The 26,145-nt window shown below is 65.0% G+C and carries 26 protein-coding genes; 7 read left to right on the forward strand and 19 right to left on the reverse strand.

The features are described 5' to 3' along the window. Window positions 1-198 precede the first annotated feature (198 nt). The gene (locus ACB039_RS11505) at window positions 199-1,287 is read right to left on the reverse strand and encodes a ketoacyl-ACP synthase III (protein WP_371165717.1); all 1,089 of its coding nucleotides are present in this window, start codon (window positions 1,285-1,287) and stop codon (window positions 199-201) included. 204 nt (window positions 1,288-1,491) lie between these two features. Here ACB039_RS11505 and ACB039_RS11510 point away from each other — a divergent pair, with 204 nt between their 5' ends. The 5 genes from ACB039_RS11510 to ACB039_RS11530 all read left to right on the forward strand — a co-directional run bounded on the left by ACB039_RS11510 (window position 1,492) and on the right by ACB039_RS11530 (window position 6,002). Continuing rightward, window positions 1,492-2,445 (forward strand): LysR family transcriptional regulator, encoded by a 954-nt coding sequence (locus ACB039_RS11510; protein ID WP_371165718.1) that lies wholly within the window; start codon window positions 1,492-1,494, stop codon window positions 2,443-2,445. Between the two features lie 128 nt (window positions 2,446-2,573). Continuing rightward, entirely contained in the window at window positions 2,574-3,185 is a 612-nt protein-coding gene (locus ACB039_RS11515) for a LysE family translocator (protein WP_268433592.1), read from the forward strand. 212 nt (window positions 3,186-3,397) lie between these two features. After that, window positions 3,398-5,245, forward strand: a complete 1,848-nt coding sequence (locus ACB039_RS11520) for a U32 family peptidase (protein ID WP_371165719.1) — start codon at window positions 3,398-3,400, stop codon at window positions 5,243-5,245. Between the two features lie 123 nt (window positions 5,246-5,368). Continuing rightward, window positions 5,369-5,698 carry a DHCW motif cupin fold protein gene (locus ACB039_RS11525; RefSeq protein WP_371165720.1) on the forward strand — a complete coding sequence of 110 codons (330 nt, stop codon included), beginning with the start codon at window positions 5,369-5,371 and terminating at the stop codon, window positions 5,696-5,698. Window positions 5,699-5,744: 46 nt separating this feature from the next. Then, entirely contained in the window at window positions 5,745-6,002 is a 258-nt protein-coding gene (locus ACB039_RS11530) for a DUF1272 domain-containing protein (protein ID WP_171272476.1), read from the forward strand. A gap of 177 nt (window positions 6,003-6,179) precedes the next feature. On the opposite strand, the gene ACB039_RS11535 is transcribed toward ACB039_RS11530, so the two are convergent. The 7 genes from ACB039_RS11535 to ACB039_RS11565 all read right to left on the reverse strand — a co-directional run bounded on the left by ACB039_RS11535 (window position 6,180) and on the right by ACB039_RS11565 (window position 12,519). Next, complete coding sequence (locus tag ACB039_RS11535) at window positions 6,180-6,554, reverse strand: cupin domain-containing protein (RefSeq protein WP_041206310.1); 375 nt, start codon at window positions 6,552-6,554, stop codon at window positions 6,180-6,182. Between the two features lie 347 nt (window positions 6,555-6,901). Next, window positions 6,902-7,378 carry a methylated-DNA--[protein]-cysteine S-methyltransferase gene (locus tag ACB039_RS11540; RefSeq protein WP_042649132.1) on the reverse strand — a complete coding sequence of 159 codons (477 nt, stop codon included), beginning with the start codon at window positions 7,376-7,378 and terminating at the stop codon, window positions 6,902-6,904. Beyond that, window positions 7,375-8,895, reverse strand: a complete 1,521-nt coding sequence (locus ACB039_RS11545; protein ID WP_371165721.1) for an AlkA N-terminal domain-containing protein — start codon at window positions 8,893-8,895, stop codon at window positions 7,375-7,377. The genes ACB039_RS11540 and ACB039_RS11545 overlap by 4 nt, the downstream gene beginning before the upstream one ends. Window positions 8,896-9,046: 151 nt before the next feature. Continuing rightward, on the reverse strand, window positions 9,047-10,525 hold the full coding sequence (locus ACB039_RS11550; protein WP_371165722.1) for a carboxypeptidase M32: 1,479 nt from the start codon (window positions 10,523-10,525) through the stop codon (window positions 9,047-9,049). Window positions 10,526-10,631: 106 nt separating this feature from the next. Continuing rightward, complete coding sequence (gene smrA / locus ACB039_RS11555; RefSeq protein WP_268433585.1) at window positions 10,632-11,213, reverse strand: DNA endonuclease SmrA; 582 nt, start codon at window positions 11,211-11,213, stop codon at window positions 10,632-10,634. A 107-nt stretch (window positions 11,214-11,320) separates the two neighbouring features. Beyond that, window positions 11,321-11,470: a DUF3149 domain-containing protein gene (locus ACB039_RS11560; protein WP_081805766.1), complete on the reverse strand. Its 150-nt coding sequence runs from the start codon at window positions 11,468-11,470 to the stop codon at window positions 11,321-11,323. A gap of 167 nt (window positions 11,471-11,637) precedes the next feature. After that, on the reverse strand, window positions 11,638-12,519 hold the full coding sequence (locus tag ACB039_RS11565; protein ID WP_371165723.1) for a TraB/GumN family protein: 882 nt from the start codon (window positions 12,517-12,519) through the stop codon (window positions 11,638-11,640). Between the two features lie 70 nt (window positions 12,520-12,589). Between ACB039_RS11565 and ACB039_RS11570 the strand changes: the two genes are divergently transcribed. Next, window positions 12,590-12,922 (forward strand): DUF1904 family protein, encoded by a 333-nt coding sequence (locus tag ACB039_RS11570; RefSeq protein ID WP_270823291.1) that lies wholly within the window; start codon window positions 12,590-12,592, stop codon window positions 12,920-12,922. Between the two features lie 25 nt (window positions 12,923-12,947). Here the strand turns inward: ACB039_RS11570 and ACB039_RS11575 are convergent, their stop codons facing one another. From ACB039_RS11575 to ltnD, 10 genes are all read right to left on the reverse strand, one after another. Then, window positions 12,948-13,778 carry an SDR family oxidoreductase gene (locus ACB039_RS11575; RefSeq protein WP_043132046.1) on the reverse strand — a complete coding sequence of 277 codons (831 nt, stop codon included), beginning with the start codon at window positions 13,776-13,778 and terminating at the stop codon, window positions 12,948-12,950. 115 nt (window positions 13,779-13,893) lie between these two features. Continuing rightward, window positions 13,894-15,294 (reverse strand): OprD family outer membrane porin, encoded by a 1,401-nt coding sequence (locus ACB039_RS11580; RefSeq protein ID WP_371165724.1) that lies wholly within the window; start codon window positions 15,292-15,294, stop codon window positions 13,894-13,896. A gap of 613 nt (window positions 15,295-15,907) precedes the next feature. Further along, window positions 15,908-17,839: a methyl-accepting chemotaxis protein gene (locus ACB039_RS11585; RefSeq protein ID WP_182786173.1), complete on the reverse strand. Its 1,932-nt coding sequence runs from the start codon at window positions 17,837-17,839 to the stop codon at window positions 15,908-15,910. Window positions 17,840-17,898: 59 nt separating this feature from the next. Then, entirely contained in the window at window positions 17,899-18,789 is an 891-nt protein-coding gene (locus ACB039_RS11590) for a DMT family transporter (protein WP_182786171.1), read from the reverse strand. A gap of 85 nt (window positions 18,790-18,874) precedes the next feature. Continuing rightward, window positions 18,875-20,380, reverse strand: coding sequence for a GntP family permease (locus tag ACB039_RS11595; protein ID WP_270823295.1), 1,506 nt, complete (start codon window positions 20,378-20,380; stop codon window positions 18,875-18,877). Further along, complete coding sequence (gene denD, locus ACB039_RS11600; RefSeq protein ID WP_043132055.1) at window positions 20,377-21,327, reverse strand: D-erythronate dehydrogenase; 951 nt, start codon at window positions 21,325-21,327, stop codon at window positions 20,377-20,379. Before denD ends, ACB039_RS11595 begins: the two co-directional genes overlap by 4 nt. 40 nt (window positions 21,328-21,367) lie before the next feature. Next, complete coding sequence (gene otnI, locus ACB039_RS11605; RefSeq protein WP_270823297.1) at window positions 21,368-22,141, reverse strand: 2-oxo-tetronate isomerase; 774 nt, start codon at window positions 22,139-22,141, stop codon at window positions 21,368-21,370. Then, the gene (locus ACB039_RS11610) at window positions 22,138-22,770 is read right to left on the reverse strand and encodes an aldolase (RefSeq protein WP_041214644.1); all 633 of its coding nucleotides are present in this window, start codon (window positions 22,768-22,770) and stop codon (window positions 22,138-22,140) included. The genes otnI and ACB039_RS11610 overlap by 4 nt, the downstream gene beginning before the upstream one ends. Further along, window positions 22,763-24,013: a 3-oxo-tetronate kinase gene (gene otnK / locus ACB039_RS11615; protein WP_371165725.1), complete on the reverse strand. Its 1,251-nt coding sequence runs from the start codon at window positions 24,011-24,013 to the stop codon at window positions 22,763-22,765. The genes ACB039_RS11610 and otnK overlap by 8 nt, the downstream gene beginning before the upstream one ends. After that, window positions 24,010-24,918: an L-threonate dehydrogenase gene (gene ltnD, locus ACB039_RS11620; protein WP_371165726.1), complete on the reverse strand. Its 909-nt coding sequence runs from the start codon at window positions 24,916-24,918 to the stop codon at window positions 24,010-24,012. Before ltnD ends, otnK begins: the two co-directional genes overlap by 4 nt. 255 nt (window positions 24,919-25,173) lie before the next feature. Between ltnD and ACB039_RS11625 the strand changes: the two genes are divergently transcribed. Continuing rightward, the gene (locus ACB039_RS11625) at window positions 25,174-25,962 is read left to right on the forward strand and encodes a DeoR/GlpR family DNA-binding transcription regulator (RefSeq protein ID WP_139750888.1); all 789 of its coding nucleotides are present in this window, start codon (window positions 25,174-25,176) and stop codon (window positions 25,960-25,962) included. Between the two features lie 19 nt (window positions 25,963-25,981). Here the strand turns inward: ACB039_RS11625 and ACB039_RS11630 are convergent, their stop codons facing one another. Continuing rightward, on the reverse strand, window positions 25,982-26,137 hold the full coding sequence (locus tag ACB039_RS11630; protein WP_139750889.1) for an entericidin A/B family lipoprotein: 156 nt from the start codon (window positions 26,135-26,137) through the stop codon (window positions 25,982-25,984). Window positions 26,138-26,145 lie beyond the last annotated feature (8 nt).

A 26,145-nucleotide genomic window follows, 5' to 3' on the forward strand; every position in this document is an offset into this window, starting at 1 on the left:
CAAGGTTGTGAACCCCTTGGCCGCATTCTGACGACAAAAAAGTGTCGACTGGTTATTTTTTGATATTTCTCGCTCAAAATTCACGCTTTTCAATGACTTTTATACCGATGTTCAGGGAGGGCCGGCAGGGAGGAGATACACGGAGGAGCCACGATGGGCTCCTCTTTTTTATGCGGAAAAGGATGGCAGTGGCGAGGCTCAGGCGTCTGAGGGGCGCGCCTGCTGGCAACCCTGCACCGCGTGGGCGATGAGTTCGAGGGCGCTCTGCTCGCAGGGGGGGAGTTCGTCGTCGCAGCGCGTCAGGGGGGTGACGCGCTCGCCCCATTTGATGAGGGCGGCACCCCAGGTCAGACCGGCCCCGAAGGCGGCGGTGAGCAGATGGCTGCCTGGCTTGACCCGGCCCTGCTCCAGCGCCTCGCACAGGGCGATGGGCACTGTGGCGGCGGAGGTGTTGCCGTACTGCTCTATGTTGACCATCACCTTCTCCATGGGGGCGTTCATGCGCTTGGCCAGGGTCTCTATGATGCGCACGTTGGCCTGGTGCGGCACTATGAGGTCGACTTGCTCGGGGGTTATGCCGGCCTGGGCCAGCACGACGCCGGTGGCCTCGCCCATGCCGCGCACGGCGCGCTTGAAGATCTCCTGCCCCTCGAAGTTGAAGGTGAACAGGCCGTCGATGTCGGCGAAACGCACCCGATCGGTGCCGAAGTTCGGCACGTGCAGTATCTCCCGCGCCTCGCTGTCACAGCCGAGCTTGCTGGCAATCAGGCCGCTCTTCTGCTCGCTCGCCTCTATCACCACGGCGCCGGCACCGTCGCCAAACAGCACGGCAGTGTCGCGCTTGGCCCAGTCCAGCAACTGGGTGAGGCGCTCTGCGCCTATCACCAGCACCTTCTGCATCATGCCGGTCTGCACCAGGGAGGTGGCGACCGAGAGTGCGTAGACAAAGCCGGTACAGGCGGCATTGAGGTCGAACACCGCCGCCTTGTGGGCGCCCAGGGCCTGCTGCACGGCAGAGGCACAGTTGGGCACCAGCGTGCCCGGGGTGGCGGTGGCGAGTATGATGCCATCGAGTTCCCCGGCGTCCAGACCGGCGCAGGCCAGGGCACGGCGGGCTGCCAGGGTGGCGAGTGCCTGGGTGCTGACATGGGAGACCCGGCGTGCCTTGATGCCGGTACGCGGATAGATCCACTCATCCGAGGTATCCATGATGGTGCTGAGGGCATCGTTGGTCAGCACTGCGGGAGGCAGACATTTGCCCCAGCCGGTGATATTGGCGTATTTCATCTTGTTATCGCTTCTTGTTGTGGATCGCCCGCGGGCGGAAGACATTGCGCAATTATGTCGTACAGGGTTTCCAGTGTCATCCCGCGGGGAGGGGAGCGCAAGGGGGCGCAGGGGGAACAAGGTCGTGATTTTGCTTAAATTCCCGCGCCTCCTTGTCTTAAGATGAGAGCCCGACCCAGGTTCTCCCTTCCCGAGGTGTTGTCAGTGCACAAAGCGAATCTCAACCTGTTGCCAACCCTCAAGGTGTTGCTGGAGACCCGCAACATCAGCCGGGCGGCGGAGCTGCTGCACCTGAGTCAGCCCTCCATCAGCAAGCAGCTCGGCCAGCTGCGCAGCGAGTTTGGTGACGAGCTGCTGGTGCGGGAGGGGCAGCGCTGGCTGCTGACCCCGCGGGCAGAGAGTCTGGCGGCGGCGCTTGCCGACTCGCTCGGTGCACTGGATCGGCTCTATGCGGCGCCGGAGTTTGCCCCCGAGCGCTGCGAGCGGGTGTTCCGGCTCGCCTCCTCCGACTACGTGGCCCAGCATATCCTGCCCGACATCTGCGCGGCGCTGGCCAGGGCCGCCCCCCTGGCGGCGCTGGAGTACAGCCTGTGGGACAAGCGCCAGCTGCCGCAGCTGTGGCAGTCCGAGCTGGATCTGGTCTCCACCATCACGGAGCTGGTGCCGGATCAGATCCGGGGGCTGCACCAGGGGGAGGACAGGCTGGTGATGCTGATGGGGCGCCACCATCCGCTCTCGGGCACGGCGCCCAGCCTGGATGACTACCTCGCCTGGCCCCATCTGCAGGTGAGCGGCGGCGGCGACAAGGACAGCCCGGTGGAGCAGGTGCTGGCGCCCCTAGGGCTCTCCCGCCGCTGGTTTGCCCGGGTGCCCTTCTTCCAGGCGGCGGTGGAGGTGCTGCTGCGCACCGACTGTCTGATGACCACCCCGGCCCATATCGCCTGGCAGCTCTCCCGGGAGCACGCCCTGAGTTTTTGCGATCTGCCCTTCGCCACCCGGGTGCAGCAGTATCATCTGCTGTGGCACCAACGCCACCACCTGGATCCGGCCCACCGCTGGTTTCGCGAGCTGGCCTACCCCTTCCTGCGGGATCATCTGCAGCGCACCCTGGGGGAGAGCCGCAAACAGCTGGGGCTGAAGGCAGACCCGCTCCGCTAGGGCAGTCGGTTATGCCAGCCTATAGCCGTTGGCTATGGACTCTATTCATAACTTTCACTTCTGGCATAGCTGGCCGCCTCCTACCCTGATCCCAGTTAGAGACATTCGACTAGAGAGAAGGAAAGGGTATGGAAATGACGAGTTGGCTGGCGCTCGCCGCCATTTGCGCGATGGGGGCCATCAGTCCGGGGCCCAGCCTGGCGCTGATCATCCGCAACACGGTACAGGGGGGGCAGGGCCACGGGGTGGCCACGGCGCTCGGCCACGGCCTGGGGGTGGGGATCTACGCCCTCATCACGGCGTTGGGTCTCTCGGTGCTGATCACTCAGACCCCGCTGCTGTTTGATCTGATCCGCTACGGCGGCGCCGCCTTCCTCGCCTGGCTCGGAGTCAAGGCGCTGCTGGCCAGGCCCGCCAGTGGCGACGCTGCTGACGAGACGGTGCACGGTGCCCGTGGCCGTCAGGGGGCGTTCGAAGGCTTTATGGTGGCCTTCTTGAACCCCCAGCTCGCCATCTTCTTCATCGCCCTGTTCAGCCAGTTCGTGCACGCCGATACCGGCTGGCGCGAGGGGAGCATCATGATGCTGACCGCCGGCGGCATAGACGCGCTCTGGTACGTGCTGGTGGCCCTGGTGCTCTCCCGTGGTCCTGTGCTGGCCTGGCTCAAGGCCAAGTCCTTCGTGATCGACAAGGTCAGCGGCCTGGTGTTGCTGGGGCTGGCGCTCAAGGTGGTGATCTAGACCCGCATTGGGTGCCAGCGTAGTCGGCACCCTCTCTCTGCTCCCTTCTCCCCTGGCGGGAGAAGGGTTGGGGATGAGGGGGCAGCCATATGTGCTTTTCCGTGTACCGGGTCAATCCTGCATTCTGCGGTGATCTTAAGCGGGATCAAGGCGAAGGGCGCCCGGTCTCGCTAGAGTGACGGGCATTTCTCGTCCGCCTTCAGACCAGACCCATGCAGGATCACACCCAGACTAACCGCCTCGAGCTGCTGGCCCCGGCCAGGAACCTCGCCTATGGCATCGAAGCCATCAACCATGGCGCCGATGCCGTCTATATGGGCGGCCCCGCCTTTGGCGCCCGCAGCGCGGCGGGCAACTCCCTCGAAGATATCGAAGCGCTGGCGCGCCACGCCCACCGCTTCGGCGCCCAGGTGTTCGTCGCCTTCAACACCTTGCTGCATGACCACGAGCTGGAGCAGGCCCGGCGCCTGACCCACCAGATCTACGAAGCCGGGGCCGATGCGCTTATCGTGCAGGACATGGGGCTGCTGGCCCTGGATCTGCCCCCCATCGCGTTGCACGCCAGCACTCAGACCGACAACCGCACGCCGGAAAAGGTGAAGTTTCTGCAGGACGTGGGCTTCTCCCAGGTGGTGCTGGCACGCGAACTCTCCCTCGAGCAGATCCGTGCCATCAGCGCCCAGACCCAGGTGCAGCTGGAATTCTTTATCCACGGCGCCCTGTGCGTCTCCTACAGCGGTCAGTGCAACATCAGCCACGCCCGCACCGGGCGCAGCGCGAACCGTGGTGAGTGTGCCCAGCTCTGCCGGCTGCCCTGCTCCCTGCAAACGCCAGGGGGTGAGGTGCTGGTGGAGAACAGCCACCTGTTGTCCCTCAAGGACATGGATCAGAGCGCGAACCTGGAGGCGCTGATCGCCGCGGGCATCCGCTCCTTCAAGATCGAGGGGCGCCTCAAGGGGCTGGACTACGTCAAGAACGTCACCGCCTGGTATCGCCAGAAGCTGGACGCCATTCTCGAGCGCCGCCCCGATCTGGTGGCCGCCTCCGCCGGTCGTTGCAGCTACGGTTTCACGCCGGATCCGAAGAAGAGCTTCAACCGGGGCAGCACCGACTACTTCCTCCATGGCCGAAAGCCGGACATCGACTCGCCGCGCAGCCCGAAATATCTGGGTGAGCCGCTCGGGCGCGTCAGCAGGGTGACCCGAGATTGCATCGAGATCGACGGCAAGCCAGTGACCCTCAACAACGGCGACGGCCTCGGCTTCTTCAAGCCGGGGGGCGAGCTGGTGGGGATGCGCCTGAACAAGGTGGAAGGCAAGCAGTTACTGCTGTCGGAGCGCATGCCCGGGCTCAAGGTCGGTGCCGAGATCTTCCGCAACCACGATCAGGCATTCAGCAAGTTGCTGGAAAAGCCGAGTGCGGATCGCCGCATCCGGGTCGATATGCACCTCTCCGAGTGCGACGAGGGATTACGGCTCGCACTGGTCGACGAGCAGGGCATCAGTGCCACCGTCACGTTCCCCTGCGACAAGCTGCCGGCCGACAATCCGGCGCGGGCGCTGCAACAGGCGAGGGATCAGCTTGGCAAACTCGGCAACACCCTGTTTGAGGCGCACCAGATTGAGTTGGTATTCACTTCTCCCCTGTTTATTGCCGCATCCGTGCTCAACGGCCTGCGCCGGGACGCCATCGCCGCCCTGGAGGCGGCCCGTCTGGCCGCCTACCGGCGACCCGAGCGGCGCATCTCGTTGCGAGGCGCCACCTATCCCCAGCACCGTCTCTCCTACCTCGGCAACGTGCTGAACAGCGCGGCGGAGCAGTTCTTTCGCGAACACGGGGTGGGGCGCATCGCCCCCGCTTTTGAAGCGAACAAGGAGCTGGGGGAGGTGGTGCTGATGACAACGAAACATTGCATTCGCTACAGCCAGCACCTCTGCCCGAAGGAGGTGCCCGGCCTCAAGGCCGAGCCGCTGGAGCTCAAGATGGGCAAGGACAGCTTCCGGCTGCGCTTTGACTGCCATCGCTGCGAGATGCAGGTGATGGGCAGCCTCAAGGGGTGATGGCTGCCCGTGTGGGCATAGGGCAGGAGCGGATTTGATGGCAGTATGGGGCGCTGCCTTGTTACGGATGTCCCGTGGTGAGCCGTCTTCCCCAAGCCTTCCTCTGCTGACAAAGGATCTGTCATGAACATCAATGCACTGTCGTTTTGCACCACGAACTGGGCCGAGATAGCCCCAACCGAACACAAGGGGGAACGGGGCGTCGCCCGCTGGCACACCCAGCACTTCGGCCCGATGCGGGTGCGGATGGTGGAGTACTCCCCCGGGTATCTGGCGGATCACTGGTGCAGCAAGGGCCACGTGCTGCTCTGCCTCGAGGGGGAGCTGCACACCGAGTTGCAGGATGGCCGCGTCTTCACCCTGACGCCGGGCATGAGCTATCAGGTGGCGGACAACGCCGAGCCCCATCGCTCTTACACCGATCAGGGCGCCCGGCTCTTTATCGTCGACTGAGCCGCGCCCTTTCCCGTCTCCCCCTTCCTCTTTCAGGAACCAGCCCATGCTTGAACTCAGACCGAACTGTGAATGCTGTGACCGGGATCTGCCCGCCGACACGGCGACGGCCTACATCTGCTCCTTCGAGTGCACCTTCTGCGCCGAGTGCAACGATCAATATCTGCACCTGACCTGCCCCAACTGTGGCGGCGAGCTGGTCAGGCGCCCGCGCCGCCCGGCGGCCAAGCTGGTGAACAACCCCGCCTCCCTCAAGCGCGTCTTCAACCCGGCCCTGAAAGCGGCCCTGAGCAAGGGACGCTAGGGCTGCCGGGCACACATGCGGGCAAGCCACCATTTGAATTCTTGCCCACGCCTCCAGTCGTCAGGGGGAAACGAACCATGACGGGTGGACAAGACGAGGCTGCTGGGAGGTCTGTACCGGTGGGCGATCGCCCACCGGTGGGTTCGGTCGCAACCCTGGCGGGTTGCCGACGACACACTATGGTTTGGCGAACTGATCGGCGCTGAGCACCTCGATGCCAACGAACGGCTGATCGCCCTCGACCCAGGCATCGTGCCCCGGTGGAATGGTGTAGGACTCCCCGGCGTTGATGGTCTTGAGGGTGCCATCTGCGAGACGGACCGTGAGCGACCCCGAGACGGCGTAACCCAGGTGCGAGAGCTGGCATTGCTCCGTCTTGACGACCGGTTTGATGCAGTCAGACCAGCGCCAGCCGGGGGCGAAGTTGAACCGCCCTATGGTGTAGCCATCGAGTTTGACGACCTCGACCCGGGTCTTGTCGGGGGTGCGCACCTCGTCTGGGGCGCCGTGGGACTTCACCTGGAATTCAGTGACGGTGACTGGAGTGGACATGTTTCCTCCTCGTTTCAAACGGATCGCGGCGATAGCCGCGATCGGATCGCCAGGAAACACGCCGTGATCTCGATAGTCAGCAAGCTGCCAACGCGCAGCGTCATCCCGGTATTCGAAGTATTCGCCCAAACTCCCGTCGGCGCCGTGGTTTGAGGCCCGTGACCGGCAAGTATTCAACCGGGGGGCGACGTCCCGCTTTCACCTTCTCGGAGTCATCGGTATAACCGTTTTTTTTCAATCTCTTGTCTGGTTGGTGCCAGACGAGGTGTTGTCTGGCCGTGCAGGCTGGATGGGATGAATGGCCAGGGGCCGGACGGCCCCTGGTTGTGGAGACTCAGAGCCGTGGGTCAGCGCGAAATCCCCTCGAGGTGCAGCAGCGCCTGCTTGATGGGCAGGCCGCCCGCATAGCCGGTGAGGCTGCCACTTTGGCCAATCACGCGATGGCAGGGCACTATGATGGAGAGCGGGTTGCGGCCGTTCGCGGCGCCCACCGCACGGCTCGCGCTCGGCTTGCCGATGGCGCGGGCGATGTCGCCGTAGCTGCGCGTCTCGCCATAGGGGATGTCGCACAGTGCCTGCCACACCGCCTGCTGAAACGCCGTGCCCCGCGCCGCGAGCGGCAGCGTGAAGCGCTGCAACCGGCCCGCGAAGTAGTCTCGAAACTCGGCGAGGAAGGGGGTGAGCGCCTCGCCGTCCTGCCGCCAGTCGCTCATGTCGGGCAGCGGCCGCAACCCGGCCACGAAGTCCACGTGGACCAGACCGCGCTCATCGATGGCGACCAGCAGATCGCCGCAGCGGGTGGGCAACATATCGTAACGGATCATGGGGTTGTCTCCTTGGGTTCGTTGTCCGGGTTTGCCCGGGCCGGATCTGTCAGCAGTGCAGGCTGCTCGCTCATGGCGTGCCACAGCCAGCTCGCGGCATAGGCGCGCCACGGTTGCCAGGGCGCGCTGCGCGTTTCCACCTCCTTCACCGACAGCTTGGTGCCGCCCCCCAGCGCCTTCTGCAGCACGAGATCCGAGGCGGGGAAGGCGTCCGTGTCCAGCCCGCAGCGCAGCCGCCAGTACGCGACCGTCCAGGGCCCTATGCCCGGCAGCGCGAGCAGTTGCTCGTCGCTCGCGCTGCCAAGGGTGAGCGCGCCGCTCGCGAGCGCCGAGGCCAATCCCTGCAGCGTGCGGATGCGGCTGCCCGGCATGCCGATGCCGTCGAGATTGAGCTCGCACAGCTGCGCCGGCGTGGGTAGCTGCGCCGTGCCGAACTGCGCCAGGGTGCGCGCCACCAGGCGCCCCATGATGGTGATGGCGCCCTTGACCGACACCTGCTGGCCGACGATGGCGCGCAACATCACCTCGTATTCGTCCCAGCCTCCCGGCAGCCGGACCCCGGGCCAGCGCCCCTGTATCCGCGCCAGCAGCGGATCCTGCCCGAGTTGCTTGCCGATGCGCACCATGTCTGCATCGAGATCCCACATGCGGCGCACGCGATACAGGATGTCCGGCAGCGCACTCGGCGGCAGATCCTGCACCGTCAGCCTGAGCCTGTTCCCCTCGAGGGGCTCGATGCGGATTAGCCCCTCCTGCTCACCGACCCGGTGGCGTCGCTCATAACCGTGCTCATCCACCCGCTCCAGCCCCGGAATGGCACGCAGCCGGTAGAACGCGAGCATGGCCTGCGCATCGAACGGCGGGCGATACATCAGTTGCAACTGCAGGCTTGCCTGCGGCGTCTGCGCCGGCGCACCGCCTTCCTGTTTGCGCAGGGCTCCCGGCGTCAGCCCGTACGCCTGGTGCCAGGCATCGTTGAAGCGGCGAATGCTCGCAAAGCCAGACGCGAACGCGACGTCCGTGATGGGCAGCCGCGTCTCCGTCAGCAGCCGCTTCGCGAGCAACAGGCGGCGCGTCTGCTCCACCTGTTTTGGCGAGGCGCCGAGGTGTTGCTCGAACTGACGCCGCAGCGTGCGCTCAGTGATCCCGGCTTGCGCCGCGAGCGCGCCCAGGCTGTGCTCCGCGAGCTCACCGCGCTCGATGCGCGCCAGCACTTGGGCGACCAGGGGCGGCAGATCCCCGCTCTGGGACGGTGCGAGCTCCGGGCGACAGCGTAGGCAGGGGCGCAGCCCGTGCTGCTCCGCCGCCGCCGCGAAGCGAAAATAGCGCACGTTGTGCTCGTGCGGCGCCCGCGCGGGGCAGATGGGGCGGCAATAGATGCCGGTGGAGAGCACGCCGGTGAAGAAGCGGCCGTCGAAGCGCGCGTCCCGTGCGAGCCGGGCGGCGTGACACTGCTCGCGGGTGAGACCGGGAATGATCTCGTCCCTTGGGGATTCATGTGATGGCACTGTGGTCATGGCATGACTCGGATTTCTGTGGGCATGTCCCAGAGACTAAGCGGGGGCGAGAGGGGTGACTAGCCAAAAACGGACAGGGATAGCAAAAAAAGTCGGGCGCTCGGAGAGGGGATAACAGGGTGCAGCGCGAGGCTGCGCCCTGGGAAGGCGCTTATTTCAAATAGCGCTGTTCGAGGTGCTTGCGCAGCCACTGCGGATTCAGTGCCTCGCCGGTCGCGCGACGGATGAGCTCGTCCGTGCCGTGCAGGCTGCCCTGGGACCAGATGTGGCTGCCGAGCCAGCCAAAGATCTCCGGCAGGCGGCCCGCCGCGATGAGCTGCCCCATGTCGCCGAGTTCACGTTCCAGCGCGAAGCGCAGCTGCGCCGCGTACATGGCGCCGAGCGTATAACTCGGGAAGTAACCAAACGAGCCGTCCGTCCAGTGAATGTCCTGCATGCAGCCATTCTGGTAGTTGCCCTTCGTGGACAGCCCGAGCCACTGCTGCATCTTCGCATCCCACAGTGCCGGGATGTCCGCGACCTCGATGCGCCCCTCGATGAGATCGCGCTCCAGCTCGTAGCGCAGGATCACGTGCGCCGGATACGTCACTTCGTCCGCATCGACGCGGATAAGGCCTGGCTCGACCTTGTTGTACAGCTTCTCGAGGTTTTCCGGTGCGAGCGCGGCCTGCTCGCCGAAGTGCGCGCGGATGCGCGGCGCTATCTGCGCGAGGAACGCGGGGTGATGGCCGAGCTGCATCTCGCAGAACAGGCTCTGGCTCTCGTGAATGCCCATGGAGCGCGCCTCGGCGACCGGCTGGCCGAGCAGATGGCGCGGTAGCCCCTGCTCGTAGCGCGCGTGGCCCGTCTCGTGGACTATGCCCATCAGGCTGGAGACGAACTCCTGCTCGTTGTATCGCGTGGTGATGCGCACATCCGTCGGCACGCCGCCGCAGAACGGGTGGCTGCTCACGTCGAGCCGGCCGTGCGCGAAATCAAAGCCGAGCAGCCCCATCACCTCCTGGCCGAGCGCCTGCTGCGTCGCGATGGGGAAGGGGCCTTGTGGGGTGAGGATGGCGTCGCTCTTCTGCCGCTCGCTCACGGTCTGGATGAGGCCGGGCAGCCAGCTCGTGAGATCGCCGAAGATCTCGTCCAGCCGCGCGCTCGTCATGCCGGGCTCGTACAGCGCCAGCATGGCGTCATAGGGGCGTACCCCGAGCGCCTCGGCGCGCAAGGTCGCCACCTCTCGCGACAGGCGCACCACCTCCTCGAGGTTCGGGGCAAAGCCCGCCCAGTCGTTCTCCTTGCGCTGGCGGCGCCAGGCGTGCTCACACTTGCTGCCGGCCAAGGAGAGCGCCTCCACCAGATCGCTTGGCAGCTGGCTCGCATCCTGCCAGTGGCGTTTTATCTCATGGAGGTTCGCGCGCTGGATCTCGTCCAGCGGTTCGCTCTCGGCCATGGCAATCCAGTCCCCGAGTTCGGGGGCGGTGCGCTTGCCGTGGATCAGCACGCCGAGCTCCGCCATCGCCTCGGCGCGGGCCTCGTTGCCCCCCTCCGGCATCATGGAGGCCTGATCCCAGCCGCAGATGGCGGACAGGTGGGAGAGGCGGTGCAGTTGTTGCTGATGTTGTTCGAGTTTCTGGTATGACATGGGATTGTCCTTGTTATCGTCCCTGATGGTATGCACCCCGTACCTGGCATGATCGGGGCAGCCCGATGCTAGCACTGTGCCACGGGCGGGGGCCACCCTCAGGCGGTCAGCCGAGGCGCTTCTGGTGACGTTCGCGGTTCTCGGTCTTCTTGCGCTCGCTCTTTCGCAGCAGCACATAGAGCGCGCCGCTGCCGCCGTGGCGACGCTCGGCGCTGTGCATGGCCATCACCGCAGGCAGTTGCGGCAACCAGGCGCTGACATGGCTCTTGAGCTGGGCGCGCGGCGTGCTGCGCTCCCCCTTGCCATGCAGGATCAGCAGGCAGCGGATGTCCCGCACCTCGCACTCCTGGATGAACTGCACCAGGGCGGTTCGCGCCTCGTTGATGGTTTTGTGGTGCAGGTCGAGGGAGCCTTGCAGCTCGTACTTGCCGAGCCGCAGCTTCTTGTAGACCCCCTCCTGCACGCCGTCGCGCTTGAAGCCGACGATGTCGTGGGGATCCAGCATCTCGACCGCCTCCGTGCCGAGGTGATCCAGGGCGAGCTGTTCGGCGGTGGCGGCTTCCCGGCGCGCGAGTTGCGCCTCGGTCGGCAGGCTGTTGCCCGCATTGGGGGCTATGTGGTCGCTGCGCAGCGGCCGCACGTCGGCCACTTCCTGCAGGAACAGTGAGAGTTCGTCGTTATGAGACACGGCAGGCTCCCCGCATGAGAATGAGGGGGCATTATAGCGAGCCTGACCCGTGCTTAGAATGGCGCGGCGCGGCGGGCTAAGGGGCCCGCACCTGGTGTCGCGCCGGGTTATTGACCCTCTTTCGGCGGCTCTGCGTGCATCACCTTGTAGATGAAATAGACCGCGTAGGCGCTGATCAGCAGGAAGGTGCCGATAATCACCAGCATGGACATCAGCCCCACGCTGTTGCCGAACATCAGGTTCATCCAGAATTCCATCTCGTCCACTCCTGTCATTGCGCGATGACAGGCATGATAAATACCTCTTTGGGAGTGATGAGATGATCTCGATCAACTCCCTTTGTGGTTATTTAATCGGCAGCGAATTCTGTGAGCGGCCTCGCACCCGGCGCCCTGCCCGGTGACAGGACGCCTGTCTGGCAGACTTAGTTTGCCGCTGCGGGTTCGGTGAGCGGCGTGATGCGCCAGCCTTGCTGCTCCAGCAGGGCGAGCAGGCCCTGCTCGCCGTAAAGGTGCAGGGCCCCTACCACGATAAAGCTCTCGTTTGGCAGGCCGGGCCACTTCTTGACCCAGTTGCGGTTGCGCTCCGCCAGCAGGGTCTGCTCCAGCCAGGCTTGCAGCTTGGGCGGTGCCATCTCCTCTTTGAGCAGGTTGATCAGGGTGGCCTGATCCCCGTTCTGCCAGGCCGCCATGACCTCGGTGAACCCCTTCTCAAGCTTCGGCAGCTCATCCAGGGTGCTCTCCAGCATCAGGGTCTGGTTGTCACCGACGCTCGCCAGATAGCCAAGCTGTTCCAGCAGGGTCTCCAATCCGATGATGGGTTTGCCGCCGTCGTTCGCCCGCCTGGCGAAGTGCTGATCCACCCCGAATTCACCGCGGTAACCGGTGCGCTCCAGCGCGGCCTGGGTCAGGGTGATGGCCGCGAACCAGGGACGCAGCGGCGCCAGCATGCTCTCGTTGAGGCCGTTCTGGCCGGCGGCGATCAGGGTGCGCCGGTAGAGATCGATGGGCAGGTGATCCTTGAGCGTCTTGCCATCCACCAGCCGGGTGATGGCCCCCATCTCCTGCCACTGCGCCTGGCTGATGTGGGTCATGTCGACTTCCATCACCAGGGCGTGGCTCTGCTGCCAGGCGCGCTCGATGGGATCCGGCAGGGGATAGAGGGAGGGTTTGCCCGCATGGATGGAACCCAGCAACCAGTGCTGCTCGTTGCCCTTGCTGATGCGGTAGAAGGCCGGGTCGGCAAAGGCGTGCAGCGGTAGCAGCAGGCACAGCAGGAAGGGAAGCAGCGTGCGATGGAATCTCATGAGGCACCTTATGTGAGCGGGATGAGTGCTCTATGATAAGTCCTCATTTGTCACAGCCAAGAGGTTTCCCATGCCCCACCTTCGTTTTCGGGCAGTTTCTGTCGACACCCTGCAGCAGATAAGCACGTCCCTGATGGCGGATCTCTGCGCCCTGACTGGCGGCAAGCCGGAGTTCGTCACCCTGGAGTGCGTTGCCAGCACCCAGGTGAGGGACGGTGCGATCGACGCCGGTTTTCCCTTCGTAGAGCTGGTCTGGTTCGAGCGCCCGCAGGAGGTGCAGGATGCCGCCGCCGCCCTCATCACCCGTCACCTCAAGGCGGTGTTGGGTGAGCAGATCTACGTGGTGGTGCAGGTGTTGCCCATCGTCAAGAGCGCCTACTACAGCAATGGCCAGCACTACTGAGCAGATGAACGTGTTCGGGCGGGGATCAGGCCGACTTGCCGAGGATCCGGTCAAGCCAGCGGCTCGGCAACAGGCGACGCAATATGCTGAACAACCTGGTGGGCAGGGTGACCGGGTATCGATGCCTGGGGCGTTTGCTCTGGAGCGCGTGCAGTAGCGGCGGTATGCAGGCCTCGCTCGGCAGCGTGAAGCCGCTGGTTGAGCCCTCTTTCTCCAGCCGGGTCAGGGTCTGGCGATAGGCACCCTGATGGCGGCTCTGGGCCGGATCGATGTGGCGCACGAAGGCGTCGCGGGCATTGGCGCGAAACCGGGTGTCGATGGGGCCGGGCTCGATCAGGCTGATGTGCACGCCACTGCCCTCGAGTTCGAGGCGCAGGGTGTCGGTGTAGCCTTCCAGCGCGAACTTGCTGGCGTTGTAGGCGCCGCGATACTTCATGGCCACCAGGCCAAGCACCGAGCTGTTCTGCACTATCCGCCCCTCGCCTGCGGCCAGCATGGCCGGCAGCACCTGACGAATGAGATGGTGCCAGCCAAACAGATTGGTGTTGAACTGCGCCTTGAGCGCCTCCGTGGGCAAGTCTTCCAGCGCGCCGGGCTGGCCGTAGGCACCGTTGTTGAACAGCCCGAACAGGCGCCCCCCGGCCAGGGCCAGCGCCTCTGCCGCCCCCCGCTCTATGCTGGCGGTGTCCGCCAGATCCAGCTGCACCGCCAGCAGACCCTGCTGCTGCAACTGGGCGACATCCTCGGCCTTGCGGGCGGAGGCGATCACGGTGAAGCCGTGGGCGCCGAGCGCATTGGCGGCGGCGAGGCCGATGCCGCTGGAGCAGCCGGTGATAAGCACGAAGGGGTGGGGCATGAAGATCATCCTGATTGGCGGCCAGCACTGGGCCGAAGTGGGCATGGTAGCCCGAGTGCCACCAAAAACAAAACCGGGCCACGTGGCCCGGTTTTCGATCAGAACAGATGCCTGATTACATGATGGTGAACGGCATGATGATGTGGAACTTGACGTCATGCTCGGAGCTGAACATGTTCGGGTAGTACCAGCTGCCCTTGTCGTCCTGCTCGTTGTTGTAATCGGTGTAGTGCAGTTTGAACAGGGTGCCCTTCAGCTTGCCGTCCTGCACCGTGTACATGACGTCGAAGTTGACGGCCCACTCTTTGCCCGGCTCCAGGGTGCCGTCGCCATTGTTGGCATCCCAACCGTAGGCACCGGAGACACCGGCGGCCCAACCCGGAGCACCGACCAGATCATCCAGGGTACGAGTGGTACCGAAGAAGACGGCCTTCTCTTCGTTGTGGTTCCAGTCTGAGCGGGAATCCCACCAGATCTCGTTCGCACCCTGGGAGTTGCCGTAGCCACGGGTCAGACGGGGCAGGTAGTTGCCCAGATCCCCTTCGGCCTTGGTGTAGAGGCCTTCCAGGCGGAAGGCATAGGGACCGGCTGCCCAGCTGGCGGTCAGGGCCTGTTGCCATGCCAGACCGTCATAGTCTTCGTTCTCGGTGTCGGAACCGTAGAACTGGTAGCTGGTGTTCAGGCCACCCAGCACGTCAAACTTGTGAGCCAGCTTGAAGTGGTAGCTGTCCATGTAGCCTTCGGACTGACCGAAGCCACCTGTGATGGCGGTGCCGTTCTCGAAGGTGTAACGGGCTGCCAGACCGTGGATGTAGTCGATCTTGTTCGCATCGGTGAAGGGATCGCTGGCATAGGGGTTGCTCTTGGAGAAGCCGGCGGTGTTCTTGAACCAAGGCGCCTTGTACTCATCGGCGATGGCGTAGGTCAGGTAGAGGCCACCGAAGGTGCCTTCGATCTGGCCACCGCGGTAGGTACCGGGTTGATAGGACCAGTTGACGCCGAGGATGCCGGGTACATAGAGCTGGGTGTAACCACCCTTGGCGGTGACAGCGTCACCGAACTTGAATTTCAGGGCGGCGGTGGAGAGGCTGAAGCCATTCTCGGGAACACCGTCACCACCTGAGCCCCACTGGTCGCCCCAGAAGGAGAACTCGTTCTCTTCGTTGACCCCGTTGCTCTCGTCAACGGCCAGGTCATAGGCGCCAAAGCCGCCGACATCCAGTCCGACCATGCCCCAGGCATAACCGGAGTTGTAGTTCAGGGCTGCCTGGGTGGTGGCATGGCTCAGGTTGGAGTGGTATTTGCCGTCCTGACCGGGGCCGGCCTGGACGCGATCACGCTCGCGCTGGAAGTAGAACAGGCCGCCTGTCAGCTTGCCTTCGTCGATGAAGGCGCTGTAGGACTTGCCATATTCCGGGCTCATCATGTCTTGAGCCGCGGATGCCATGCCGGGGGCGAGCAGCGCCGCAACCACGGCGGCACTCAAAGAGGCGCGCTTGAAGATCACTTTTTCCATTTGTTATTGCTCCTGATTTTATGGACTTAGCTTTTTTTCCGGCAGTCGGGCAGGCGCCCGCCACTCGGTATTGGCATTGCAATCAACACCCCGTAGGGCAAAAGAAATTGTTCTGTGTTGTGCCCATATGCCCGGATGCCTTGGCGCATCACTGAAGGGCAATCTGCATCTTTACAGTCATTATTTTTTAGGTCTCGATCCTTGGCGATCTGACACCACCAAGAGTACGTTCGCGGTGCGAAATATCAACATGAAGTTCCCGCCAAGTTTCAAAAATATGACCGAGTGCAAATAATCATGATTCTTGGTGTGGGCACTCCCAGCCCGCTCGTGTCGGTAATGAGAGCGTTTTCAGGTGGTTTTTCCCGTTAACCGGAAGGGATCTGGACGCGGATGCAGAACTTTCTTTGTTAACCTGACGGCAACATATAATTTTGTGTCACAAAAAAAGATATTCACCCTTGTCGGGGTTGTGTCTCTTGCTCGGCGCGTCGAGCAGGCTCCCCCGAGGGGTCATGGGCGCGAGGGACGGAGGGGGTTAACCGGGTGCGGGCATATCAGGGAACAGGCCGGGCGTCTCAAGGGGGCCCGGCCTGTTAGGGGGGAGGGCGACTCAGGCCTGACTCAGGATCCGGGGGATCTGCTGGGCCTGGTGGTGGATGTGCTCCGATACCTGCACCGAGAGGCGGCTGCCCTGGCGGGCGTGCTGGCTGATGCGGCCGATGAGGGCGGCGAAGCTGGCGAGTCTGTGCTCCTGGCTCCTGGCGTTGTCGGCCCCCTGCAGGGCGATGACGGCGGTGCTGCGCGCCATCTCCCGCACCGTCTGGGTGGTCTGGCGCAACTGTTCGGCCTGCTGGCGCTGAGCGGCTGCCTCTGCGGTGATGCGGGCCAGCACGGTGGCGAGCTGATCTCCTGCCTGGGTGAGGCTCGCCAGGATCTCGGTGATCTGGCCGAGGGAGCGCTGGGTGTCGGCGGAGAGGTGGCGCACCTCGTCGGCGACCACCGCGAAGCCGCGTCCCTGCTCACCGGCACGGGCCGCTTCTATGGCGGCGTTGAGCGCCAGCAGGTTGGTCTGCTGTGAGATGTGGCCGATGACGTCGACGATGGCGGTCACATCTTCCACCGAGCGGGTCAGCTGGGCCAGGGCGCCGCTGCTCTCGTCGATGGCGAGCCCGGTCTGGGCGGTGGCCGCCAGCATGCCCCCCACCAGCAGCTCGCTCTGGCTCATGGAGTGCTCATTGTGCTGGGCGTGCTCCGCTATCTCGGCGGCGACCTGGTGCACCTCGCCGGCAAGTTGATTGAGCTCCTGCATCATGGTGTCGCTCTCATCCACCGCCTGCTCGGTGGTGCGGGTGCTGTGGTGGATCTCCTGCACCTGCTCCACCATCTCCTGCAGGCTGGAAGAGACGCTCGAGAGCTGCCCCGCCTTCTGCTGTTGATCCTGTTGCAGGCGCTGGATCAGGCGGTTGTAGCTCGCGACTATGTCGGCCAGTTCGTTGCGCTCGCGCCCCGTTGCCAGCAACTGCGCCTGCCCGGTGGCATCGAGCTGCAGGAAGGCCGCCCGCAGTCGCAGCAGGGGCCTGACCAGCCAGCGGCGCTGCACCAGGGCAAACAGCAGGGCGACCACCACCAGACAGAGCGCCAGGGAGCCGAGCACGGTGGCGAGCTCCCGGTTCATCGTCTGACGAGCGGCGGCAAGCTGCTCCCCCAACTGCTCACCGGCCTGCAGCAGCTGTGTGATGTCCTGCTGTACCATCTGACGGGCAGCCTGCTGCTGTTGCAGCGCCTTGCGGCTGTTCTCCAGCTCCATGGGATAGCGTTTTAGCAGGGAGGTCAGCTCGGCTTTGGGCAGCTCCCCGAGCTCCTTGCGCACCGGCTCCCCCAGAGTGAACTCATCGGCGGCGGCTTCCTCGAAGAGGTTCAGACTCGGCAGGGCCGTCAGCGCGTCCGCCTGCTTTTGCAGGGCGGCGAGTTCGAACTGCAATCCTTCGAGGCGCTTGGCGCTCGCCTGCTCCATGTAGTTCTGGCGCTGGTGGGCGAGGGCGGGCAGGGTCGCCAGTATGTCGGCGGCCCCCTGGCGGTAGGCCTCGGCGCTGGCCGGATCCAGGTCAGCACCCTGCTGGCCGTAACGCAGCAGCGCCCGGGCCTGGGTGCTCAGCTCGTTCTCTGCGTTTTGCAGCAGCCACTGGCTGTTGCCGGAGAGCTTGCCTGCCGCCAGGTAGTCGCCCTCGATGCGTGCCCCCATCTGTTCGAGCAGGGCACGCAGCGGACTGGTTTGCGACCCGTCTTGCTGCGCCAGCAGCGAGAGCGCCTGCTGGCGCACTCCCTGGGCTTCGGCCAGGCGCAGGGGATCGCCGCTGCCGAGGTAGTCGCGAAGCGCCCCCTGCAGGGGGCCGCTCAGTTGTTGTTGCAGGCGTTCCTGCTGGCGCTGGGCCTGTTCGGCCCGATTGAACTGCTGCCAGCCGTGAAACAGGGCGGTGGCCTGAACGCCGGCCACCAGCAGCAGTACGAGGGAGGAGAGGGAGGCATAATGAGCAATTTTCACATCAGAGTCCTGCTTGAACCACGCAATGGGCGTGAGCTTAAGCAGGCCTGATGGCGTTTTTATGACAGTGGCTCTGCCACTGGCCGAGTCTTGGGTGTTTTCACCAGCAAACCGAGCAGGGCTCCGCCCATGATGAGAGCCCCCGCCAGCAGGTGGCGCGGGGTGAGCTGCTCACCGTTGAGCCAGACCAGCAGCAGGGTGCTCAGCAAGGGGGTGAGGTAGGCGAGCGCCCCGATGCGGCGGGGATCCCCGTCCCGCAGCGCCAGATACCAAGTGACGAAAGCCGCCCCCATGGGGCCGAGGGCAAGCCCGGCGATGAGCAGCCAGTCTGCCTGCGGGATCTGGTCGAAGGGTAGCGGCCCCTCCAGCCCCCAGGCAAGCAGCAGCGCCAGCAGCCCTGCGGGCAGGCAGGCGGCGGCCGTGACCACGGCGGGGGCGGGGGGCAGACGGCGGGAGAGCACGGAATAGGCGCCCCAGACGATGGCGGCGCCGAGCGCCAGCAGGTAGCCCGGTAGATGAGCCTGCTGCAGTTGCAGCCGACCATCGACCATCACCAGCACCGAGCCCGCAAGGCCCAGGGCCCCGGCCAGCAGATGGTGCAGGCTCAGGGGGTGGCCCGGCAGCAACAATGGGGTGAACAGTATGATGCACAGGGGCCAGAGGTAGTTGATGAGGTTCGCCTCCAGCACGGGGGCGTGGCGAAAGCTCATGAACAGCAGCAGGTGATAGAGCAGCAGCGCCGTGATGGTCACCAGCCAGGTGAGGGGGCTGGCGCGCCACTGGCGCCAGAACGGCAGGGCACCCGCGCCACAGAAGAAGAGCACCAGTCCCACCAGCACCAGCGGTGACACGCTGGTGATCCGAGAGGTGAGGGCAGCGAGCGAGGCCCACAGCAAGATGGTGAGCAGCGCAAAACCGGTGGACTTGTCCCACCAGGAAGAAGCAGACATCCAACACTCCTTTGCAAGATGAATAAAAAGAGGGCCAGTCTAGCAGACTGGCCCTCGTCACACAGCGTTGCCATGACGCTGCGGGTTATGACTCCCGGCTCGGCACTGCACTGGCCGCCGGTGCCAGGGACTGGCCCCTGACGTACCAGACGATGAGCGCCAGCACCAGCAGCGGCAGCACGGGGTCGAACCAGGTGCCGCCGGAGCCGAATACCAGGTTCAGCAGGGCGACGCCGGTGCCGCCGATGGCCCAGGCGATGGTGGTCGGGATGGACCAGACGATCATCTGCTGCTTGACGTCCGAGATCCCCATCATACGGTTGACCACCCAGAACAGGCTGTCGTTGAAGTAGCCGAAGAAGAGCGACCCCATGGTAGCAGCCTGAGCCGCCAGCAGCATGTTGACCCCGGGGATCTGCGCCAGTATGGGGGCGGAGATGGAGGCCGCCGTCACCATGGCCACAGTGCCTGAGCCCTGGATGAGGCGCACCAGGGTCGCGACGATGAAGGGGATCAGTATGGGGGAGATGGGCAACTGGGCGATCTGCTCGGCGAGCTGCTGGCCCGCACCGCTGTCGCGCAGCACGGCACCCAGGGCGCCGCCAGCACCGGTGACCAGCAGTATGATGCCGGCCGATTGCAGCCCCTCTTCGAGGCGAGCGGCGGTGGCGTGTCTGTCCATGTGCGGCACCAGCGTATAGACCGCCAGCAGCACGCTGATGGCGAGCGCTATGATGGGGGTGCCGATGAAGTTGATGCCCTGCACCAGGGGATTCGCCATCAGGCCGTCCATCCCCTCCAGGGTGGCGAGGGTGGTGAAGATGGCCTTGACGAAGATAAGTACGATGGGCACCAGGATCGGCAGCAGCGACAGGGTCAGGCTCGGCAGGGTCTTGCCTTCCTTCTCCTTGAGGTACTGCTCATAGGTAGCTTGCAGCTCGTTCGGGGTCTGGGCTGCGTTCGCGCCGAACTCGGGGTACTTCTTGTCGAGCCACTGGGCGTAGAAGACGATGCCGAGCACGCAGGGGATGGCCAGGGCCATGCCCATCAGCAGCATGGCGCCTATGTCCACGCCAAACAGACCGGCAACACCGAGCGGCCCCGGGGTCGGCGGCACCGTATGGTGGGTGACCACCAGGCCCCCCGCCAGGGCGACCCCCAGGGTCAGCAGGGAGCGCTTGCCGCTTTTCGCCAGCGCCTTGGCCACCGGATAGAGGATGACGAAGGCGGAATCCACGAAGATGGGGATGCTGACGATGTAGCCCGTGATGGCCAGTGCCCACTCTTCGCGGCGCTTGCCGAGCCACTTGATGAAGCTGTAGGCGATCTGTTCGGCGGCGCCGGAGACTTCAAGCAGGCGGCCCATCATGACCCCGAGGCCGATGACGATGCCGATGCTGCCGAGGGTGGAGCCAAAGCCCTGAGTGATGACGGTGAGGGTCTTGTCGATGCTCATGCCGCCTGTGATCCCAGCGATGCAGGCCGCCGCCAGCATGGCGATCAGGGCGTGCACCCGGGTGCGGACCACCAGGAATACCAGTACGAAGACGGCGATGACCAGGCCGATGATGGGGGTAGGGATGTCGCTCATGATGCCTCCTGCATGTCATGGGTGATGAAACTGTCGATGATGTCGGCAAACGTCCTGTCTGCCGCGAAGCCGAGGGCGCTGGCCCGCTGGTTGTCGATGCGTCCCGGCCAGCTCGCGACTATGCGCTCGATGGCCGGATCGGCGGCAAACTGCACCCGATCCCGGGCCGCCTGACCACCGGCCCGGGCGAGGGCCTCCAGCATCTCGCCGACGGTGACGCTGATGCCGGGCAGGTTGATGCTGCGGGCGTCACCGGTGGCGGGGAGCCTGGCCGCCAGCAGGAAGTTCGCGACTACGGTGGCGGGGCTCGAGAGCCAGAGACGCAGTTCCGGGCTCACCGGGCAGAGGGCGTTCTCCCCTTGCAGCGGCTCGCGGATGATACTGCTGACGAACGACGAGGCGGCGCGATTCGGCTTGCCCGGCCGCACGCAGATGGTGGGCAGGCGCAGCACCAGGCCATCCACATAGCCCTTGCGGCTGTAGTCGTTGACCAAGAGCTCCCCCATGGCCTTCTGGGCGCCATAGGAGGAGGTCGGGGTGAGCGCGGTGCCATCGTTCACCAGCTCAGGCAGCGGGCCGCCATAGACGGCGAGCGAACTGGTGAAGACGAAGCGGATGCCGGGGCGGGTGTGGCGGCAGGCCTCCAGCAGGGTGCGGGTGGTGTCCAGATTGACCTTCCAACCCAGATCGAAGTCCTGCTCTGCGTGGCTGCTGACGATGGCGGCCAGGTGGTAGACAACTGTGGTCCGTTCGCTGATCAGGGACTCGGCGACACCGGTTTCGGTGAGGTCGGCCTTCAGGCAGCGCACCCTGGGATCCGGCAGGGGGGATTGCGGCTGCTGGATGTCCACCAGCAGCAGCTCGGTGAAGGGGTGGGGGCCTTGCAGCAGGGCCCGGGCCAGTTTCTGGCCCAGGAAGCCACCGCCGCCGGTGATGATGATTTGCATCTCGTTATCCTCAGACTCGTTCATGTGTAGGTTGTGTTTCTTATTGTTGTGTCAGCCAGCCCAGCCCTTCCCGGGTGCCGGCTCTGGGGTTGTATTCGCAGCCAATCCAGTCGTGGTAGCCCGCCTGCGCCAGCACCTTGAACAGGTGGGGGTAGGCGATCTCCCCCTCGTCCGGCTCGTGGCGATCCGGTACCGAGGCTATCTGGACGTGGCCGATGGCCGGTCCCAGCTTGCCGATGAGACGGGTGAGATCCCCGTCCATGATCTGGGCGTGGTAGAGGTCGAGCTGCACCCCCACGTTGGGTCTGTCTATCTCCTGTACCAGGGCCAGGGCATCGAGCTGGTGGGCCAGGAAGTAGCCGGGCACGTCCCGATTGTTGAGAGGCTCAAGCAGCACCTTGATGCCGTCTGCGGCCAGGAAGTCGGCGGCGAAGCGGATGTTCTCGATCAGGGTCTGGCGGTGGGCTGCCAGGCTGTGTGCCGGGTCGACTATGCCGCTCATGGCGTGCACCTTGGTGCAGCCAAGCGCCAGGGCGTAGTCACGCACGCTGGGCAGGTGGGCGCGAAACTCTGCCTCCCGCCCCGGGATGGCGGCCATGCCGCGCTCCCCCGCCCCCCAGTTGCCCGGCGGCATGTTGAACAGAGCCTGGGAGAGGCCGTGTTCGCGCAGCAGGCGGCCCAGCTCGGCGGCCGGCCACTCGTAGGGGAACAGGAACTCCACCGCCTCGAAGCCTGCCTCACGGGCGGCGGCGAAGCGCTCCAGGAACGGCAGCTCGGTAAACAGCATGGTGAGATTGGCGGCAAACTTGCTCATGGTTTCATCCTCCTCAATTCATCAATTTCGGGTTCGCTCAGGTAGCGGATGGAGTGGCCATGAAGCATCAGTGCCAGGCGCGCCGTCTCCTCCAGCTCTTCCATGTTGTTGACCGCATCCACCAGATCCTTGCCCGTCACCACGGGGCCGTGGTTGGCAAGCAGGAAGGCGTTGCCTTCGGGAGCGCGGCGCCCCAGCTCCTCGGCGATGCGGGCATCCCCCGGCTTGTAGTAGGGGATGAGCGGCAACTGGCCGACCCGCATCACGTAGTAGGGGGTGAAGGGGCGGATGACGTTGGCCGGATCCAGCCCCTCCAGACAGGAGAGGGCGGTCAGGTGGGTGCAGTGCAGGTGTACCACGGCCCGGCAGTCCGGATTGTTGTGGTAGATGGCAAGGTGGAAGGCCACCTCCTTGGAGGGGCGATCTCCCCCCAGGTGTTCCCCCTGCAGGTTGACGTGAGAGAGCCTGTCGGCGCTGAGCCGTCCCAGGCAGGAGCCGGTCGGGGTGGCGATCAGGGTGCCGTCCGGTAGCAGGGCGGAGAGGTTGCCGGCGCCCCCGGTGGCATAACCGCGCTGGAAGAGGGAGGCCCCCAGCATCACCATAGTGTCGCGCAGTGCCTGTTCAGTCATGGAAGTACTCCTGAGCCTTGTCGAAGAAGTCGTCGCTCCCGAAATTGCCGGACTTGAGGGCCAGCGACAGGGGGGCGTCGATGGCCCGCACCCAGGGCACACCGGGGGCGATCTGCGGGCCTATGTGGAACGCCTTGACGCCGAGGGCCTGGGTGACCCGGCTCGAGGTCTCGCCACCGGCGATGATGAAGCGGTCCACGCCGGCGCCTTGCAGCAGTTGGGCGAGGCGGGCAAAGCAGTGTTCCACCGCGTCGCTGGCCGCCTGCTGGCCGTGGGTTTCCTGAATGCGGGCCAGCTCTGCCGGGCTGGTGGTGGCGTAGACCAGCGGCGCCGGGGTGAGGGGCTGGTCCAGTACCCAGCGCGCCAGCTCGGCCGGGTAGTCGGCCTCTTCGAGGCAGCGCACCACATCCAGCGCCAGGGCAGGGGCGTGCTGGCGATAGCGGGCCACCTGACGGTTGGTCATCTCGGAGCAGGAGCCCGACAGCACCGCGGTGCGGGTGCCTCTGGGCCAGCCCGCTTCGCGGGCACCCTGCAGATCGCCGCTCCCAAGCTGACGGGCCAGGCCGATGGCGAGGCCGGATCCGCCGGTCACCAGGGGCATGTCGAGGGCGGCGGTGGCGATGTCCAGCAGGTGCTGCTCGGTCAGGGTGTCGACCACGGCGTAGCGCACACCCGCTTGCGTTAGCTGCTCAAAGGCGTCGGCAATGGCGCCGGGACCCTGTGCGATGGTATTGAACGGCACCAGACCGGCGCGGCCCTGGGCTTGCCCCTCCATCAGCCGCAGCAGGTTGCTGTCGGTCATGGGGGTGATGGGGTGATGGCGCATGCCGGACTCGGCGAGCGGCTGGGCGCCGACGAAGAGGTTGCCCTGATAGACGGTGCGACCGTTTACCGGCAGGGCCGGACAGATCAGGGTGAAGTGCTGGCCAAGCGCCGCCAGCAGGGCGTCGGTGACGGGGCCGATGTTGCCCGCCGCCGTGCTGTCGAAGGTGGAGCAGTACTTCTGGTAGATGCGCGGGCAGCCGCGGGCCTTGAGCCAGTCGAGGGCCGCCAGGGAGTCGCGCACTGCCTCATCGGCCGGGCAGGAGCGGCTCTTGAGGCTGATCACCACGGCGTCGACCCCGGTCAAATCCGCCTCTGCCGGGATGCCGGCAAACTGGATGGTGGAGAGGCCGTTCTCCACCAGGAAACCGGCGATGTCGGTGGCGCCGGTGAAGTCGTCTGCGATGACTCCGAGTTTCATGCTTGCTCCTCCTGACCCGGCAGGGTGATGCCTGAGAAGATCTTGATGACGGCGCTGTCATCTTCCAGACCGTGGCCCGCGTTGCTGGCACCGAGGAACATGTTCAGCGCCGTGCTCGCGAGCGGCAGCGGGAAGCGCAGCGCCTTGGCGGTGTCCGCCACCAGGGTGAGATCCTTGACGAAGATGTCCACTGCGGAGCGGGCCTGGTAGTCACCGGTCAGCACCCGGGGCATGCGGTTTTCAAACATCCAGGAGTTGCCGGCGGCATGGGTGACCACGTCATACATGAGATCCAGGGACACGCCGGCCCGGCTGGCCAGGGCCATGGCCTCGGCGGCGACGGCTATGTGCACCCCGGCCAGCAGCTGGTGGATGATCTTGACCGTGCTGCCCTGGCCCGGCTCGCTGCCGACCCGGTAGACCTTGCCGGCCACCGCATCCAGCACCGGGGCCAGCTTGTCGAAGGCGGCGTCGGAGCCTGCGGCCATCACCGTCATCTCGCCGGCATCGGCCTTGATGGCACCACCGGAAACCGGCGCATCCAGCATCGGCAATCCCATCAGCGCCAGCTCGGCGGCCAGGGCGCTCGCCTCTTCGGCCGCAATGGTGGAAGAGACCATGATGGCGGTGCCCGGTTTGAGGTGGCGAGCCAGCCCCGCTTCGCCGAGCAGGATGCGGCGCACCTGGGTGGCGTTGACTACCAGCAACAACACAGCATCGAGCGTCTCGGCCAGAGGTCTGGCATCGGCCATGACGGCGGCGGCACCGGCCTGCTGCAACTGGCTGCGGGCCTGCTCGCTGAGATCGATGCCGTAGGTGGTGAGCCCTGCCCGCAGGCAGGAGCGGGCGGCGCCCATGCCCATGGCCCCCAGGCCGATGACAGCAACATGATAGGAAGTGCTCATCTCGTGATTCCTCGATAACGACTGATGAGCAGATAGTAGAGGCTTGTGACGGTGAAATATCAGGCAGGTGTCACAAAAAATAACTTATTGCGTGTTAATTTTTGTTATTAATGAGGCTTTAGATTCTTTCGAGTCAATTTTTGGCGTTTTTTGTGTGAATAAATGTGATTTGTGAGCCCCTTCGAGGTTATTTATCATTTTTTCCCAGGTCGCTGGGGTAGAATGGCGCCTCTTTTCCCCGAGGGGTGAGCCAAGATGATTCCCGTAGAGCGACAGCAACGTATCCTGCAACTGCTGGCAGAGCGCGGCGTGGTCAGCATAGTGGAGCTGACCGACTGGTTGCAGGTCTCCCACATGACCATCAGACGCGACATCCAGAAACTGGAGGAGCAGGGGCGGGTGCTCTCGGTATCCGGGGGAGTCAGTCTCTCCCAGCGGATCAAGAGCGAGCCCTCCCACGCTGCCAAGCGCAGCCTGATGCAGGGGGCCAAGCTGGCCATCGCCCGGCTCGCCGCCGACCAGGTGGCCGAGGGCAGTACCGTCTATCTGGACGCCGGCACCACCTCCCTGGAGCTGGCCCGGGAGCTGGCGCTGCGGGAAGATCTGATGATAGTGACCAACGACTTCATGGTCTGTGCCTACCTCATCGAGCACGGCCGCTGCCGCCTCTATCACACCGGGGGCCAGGTCATTCGCGAGAACCAGTCCTGCGCCGGGGAGGCCACAGCCCACTTCCTGCGCAACCTCCATCTGGACGTTGCCTTCCTGTCTGCCTCCTCCTGGGATGGACAGGGGATCTCCACCCCGAGCGAGCAGAAGGTGCCGGTGAAGCGGGCCGTGGTGGAGTCGGCGGCGAGCCGCATCCTCATCTGCGACTCGTCCAAATACGGCAAGGTCGGCACCTTCAACGTGGTGGGCTGGGATGCGATCGATCAGGTGATCACCGACGAGCAACTGCCCCAGAGTGCCCGCGAGGCGCTGGCGCAGCACGGGGTCAGGGTGACCATGGCTCCGCTCGCCAGCCTGGCCTCCGGTGTCGAGTGACTGTGTGAGCCTTAGGTTGTCACTCTTTGCCGGCCTGAGGCTCGCTCGTCAGGTTGGCCGAGCCCTGGATCACCTCGCCCGCCTTCTCGATGTCTCGCCCCACCCCGTGGATGGTGTTGCAGCCCAGCAACCAGAGGCTGGCACAGAGCACCAGCAGGGTTCGATACTTGTTCATGCTTCCTC

The organism is Aeromonas sp. S2(2024) (assembly GCF_041402505.1).
Taxonomy (GTDB): domain Bacteria; phylum Pseudomonadota; class Gammaproteobacteria; order Enterobacterales; family Aeromonadaceae; genus Aeromonas; species Aeromonas media.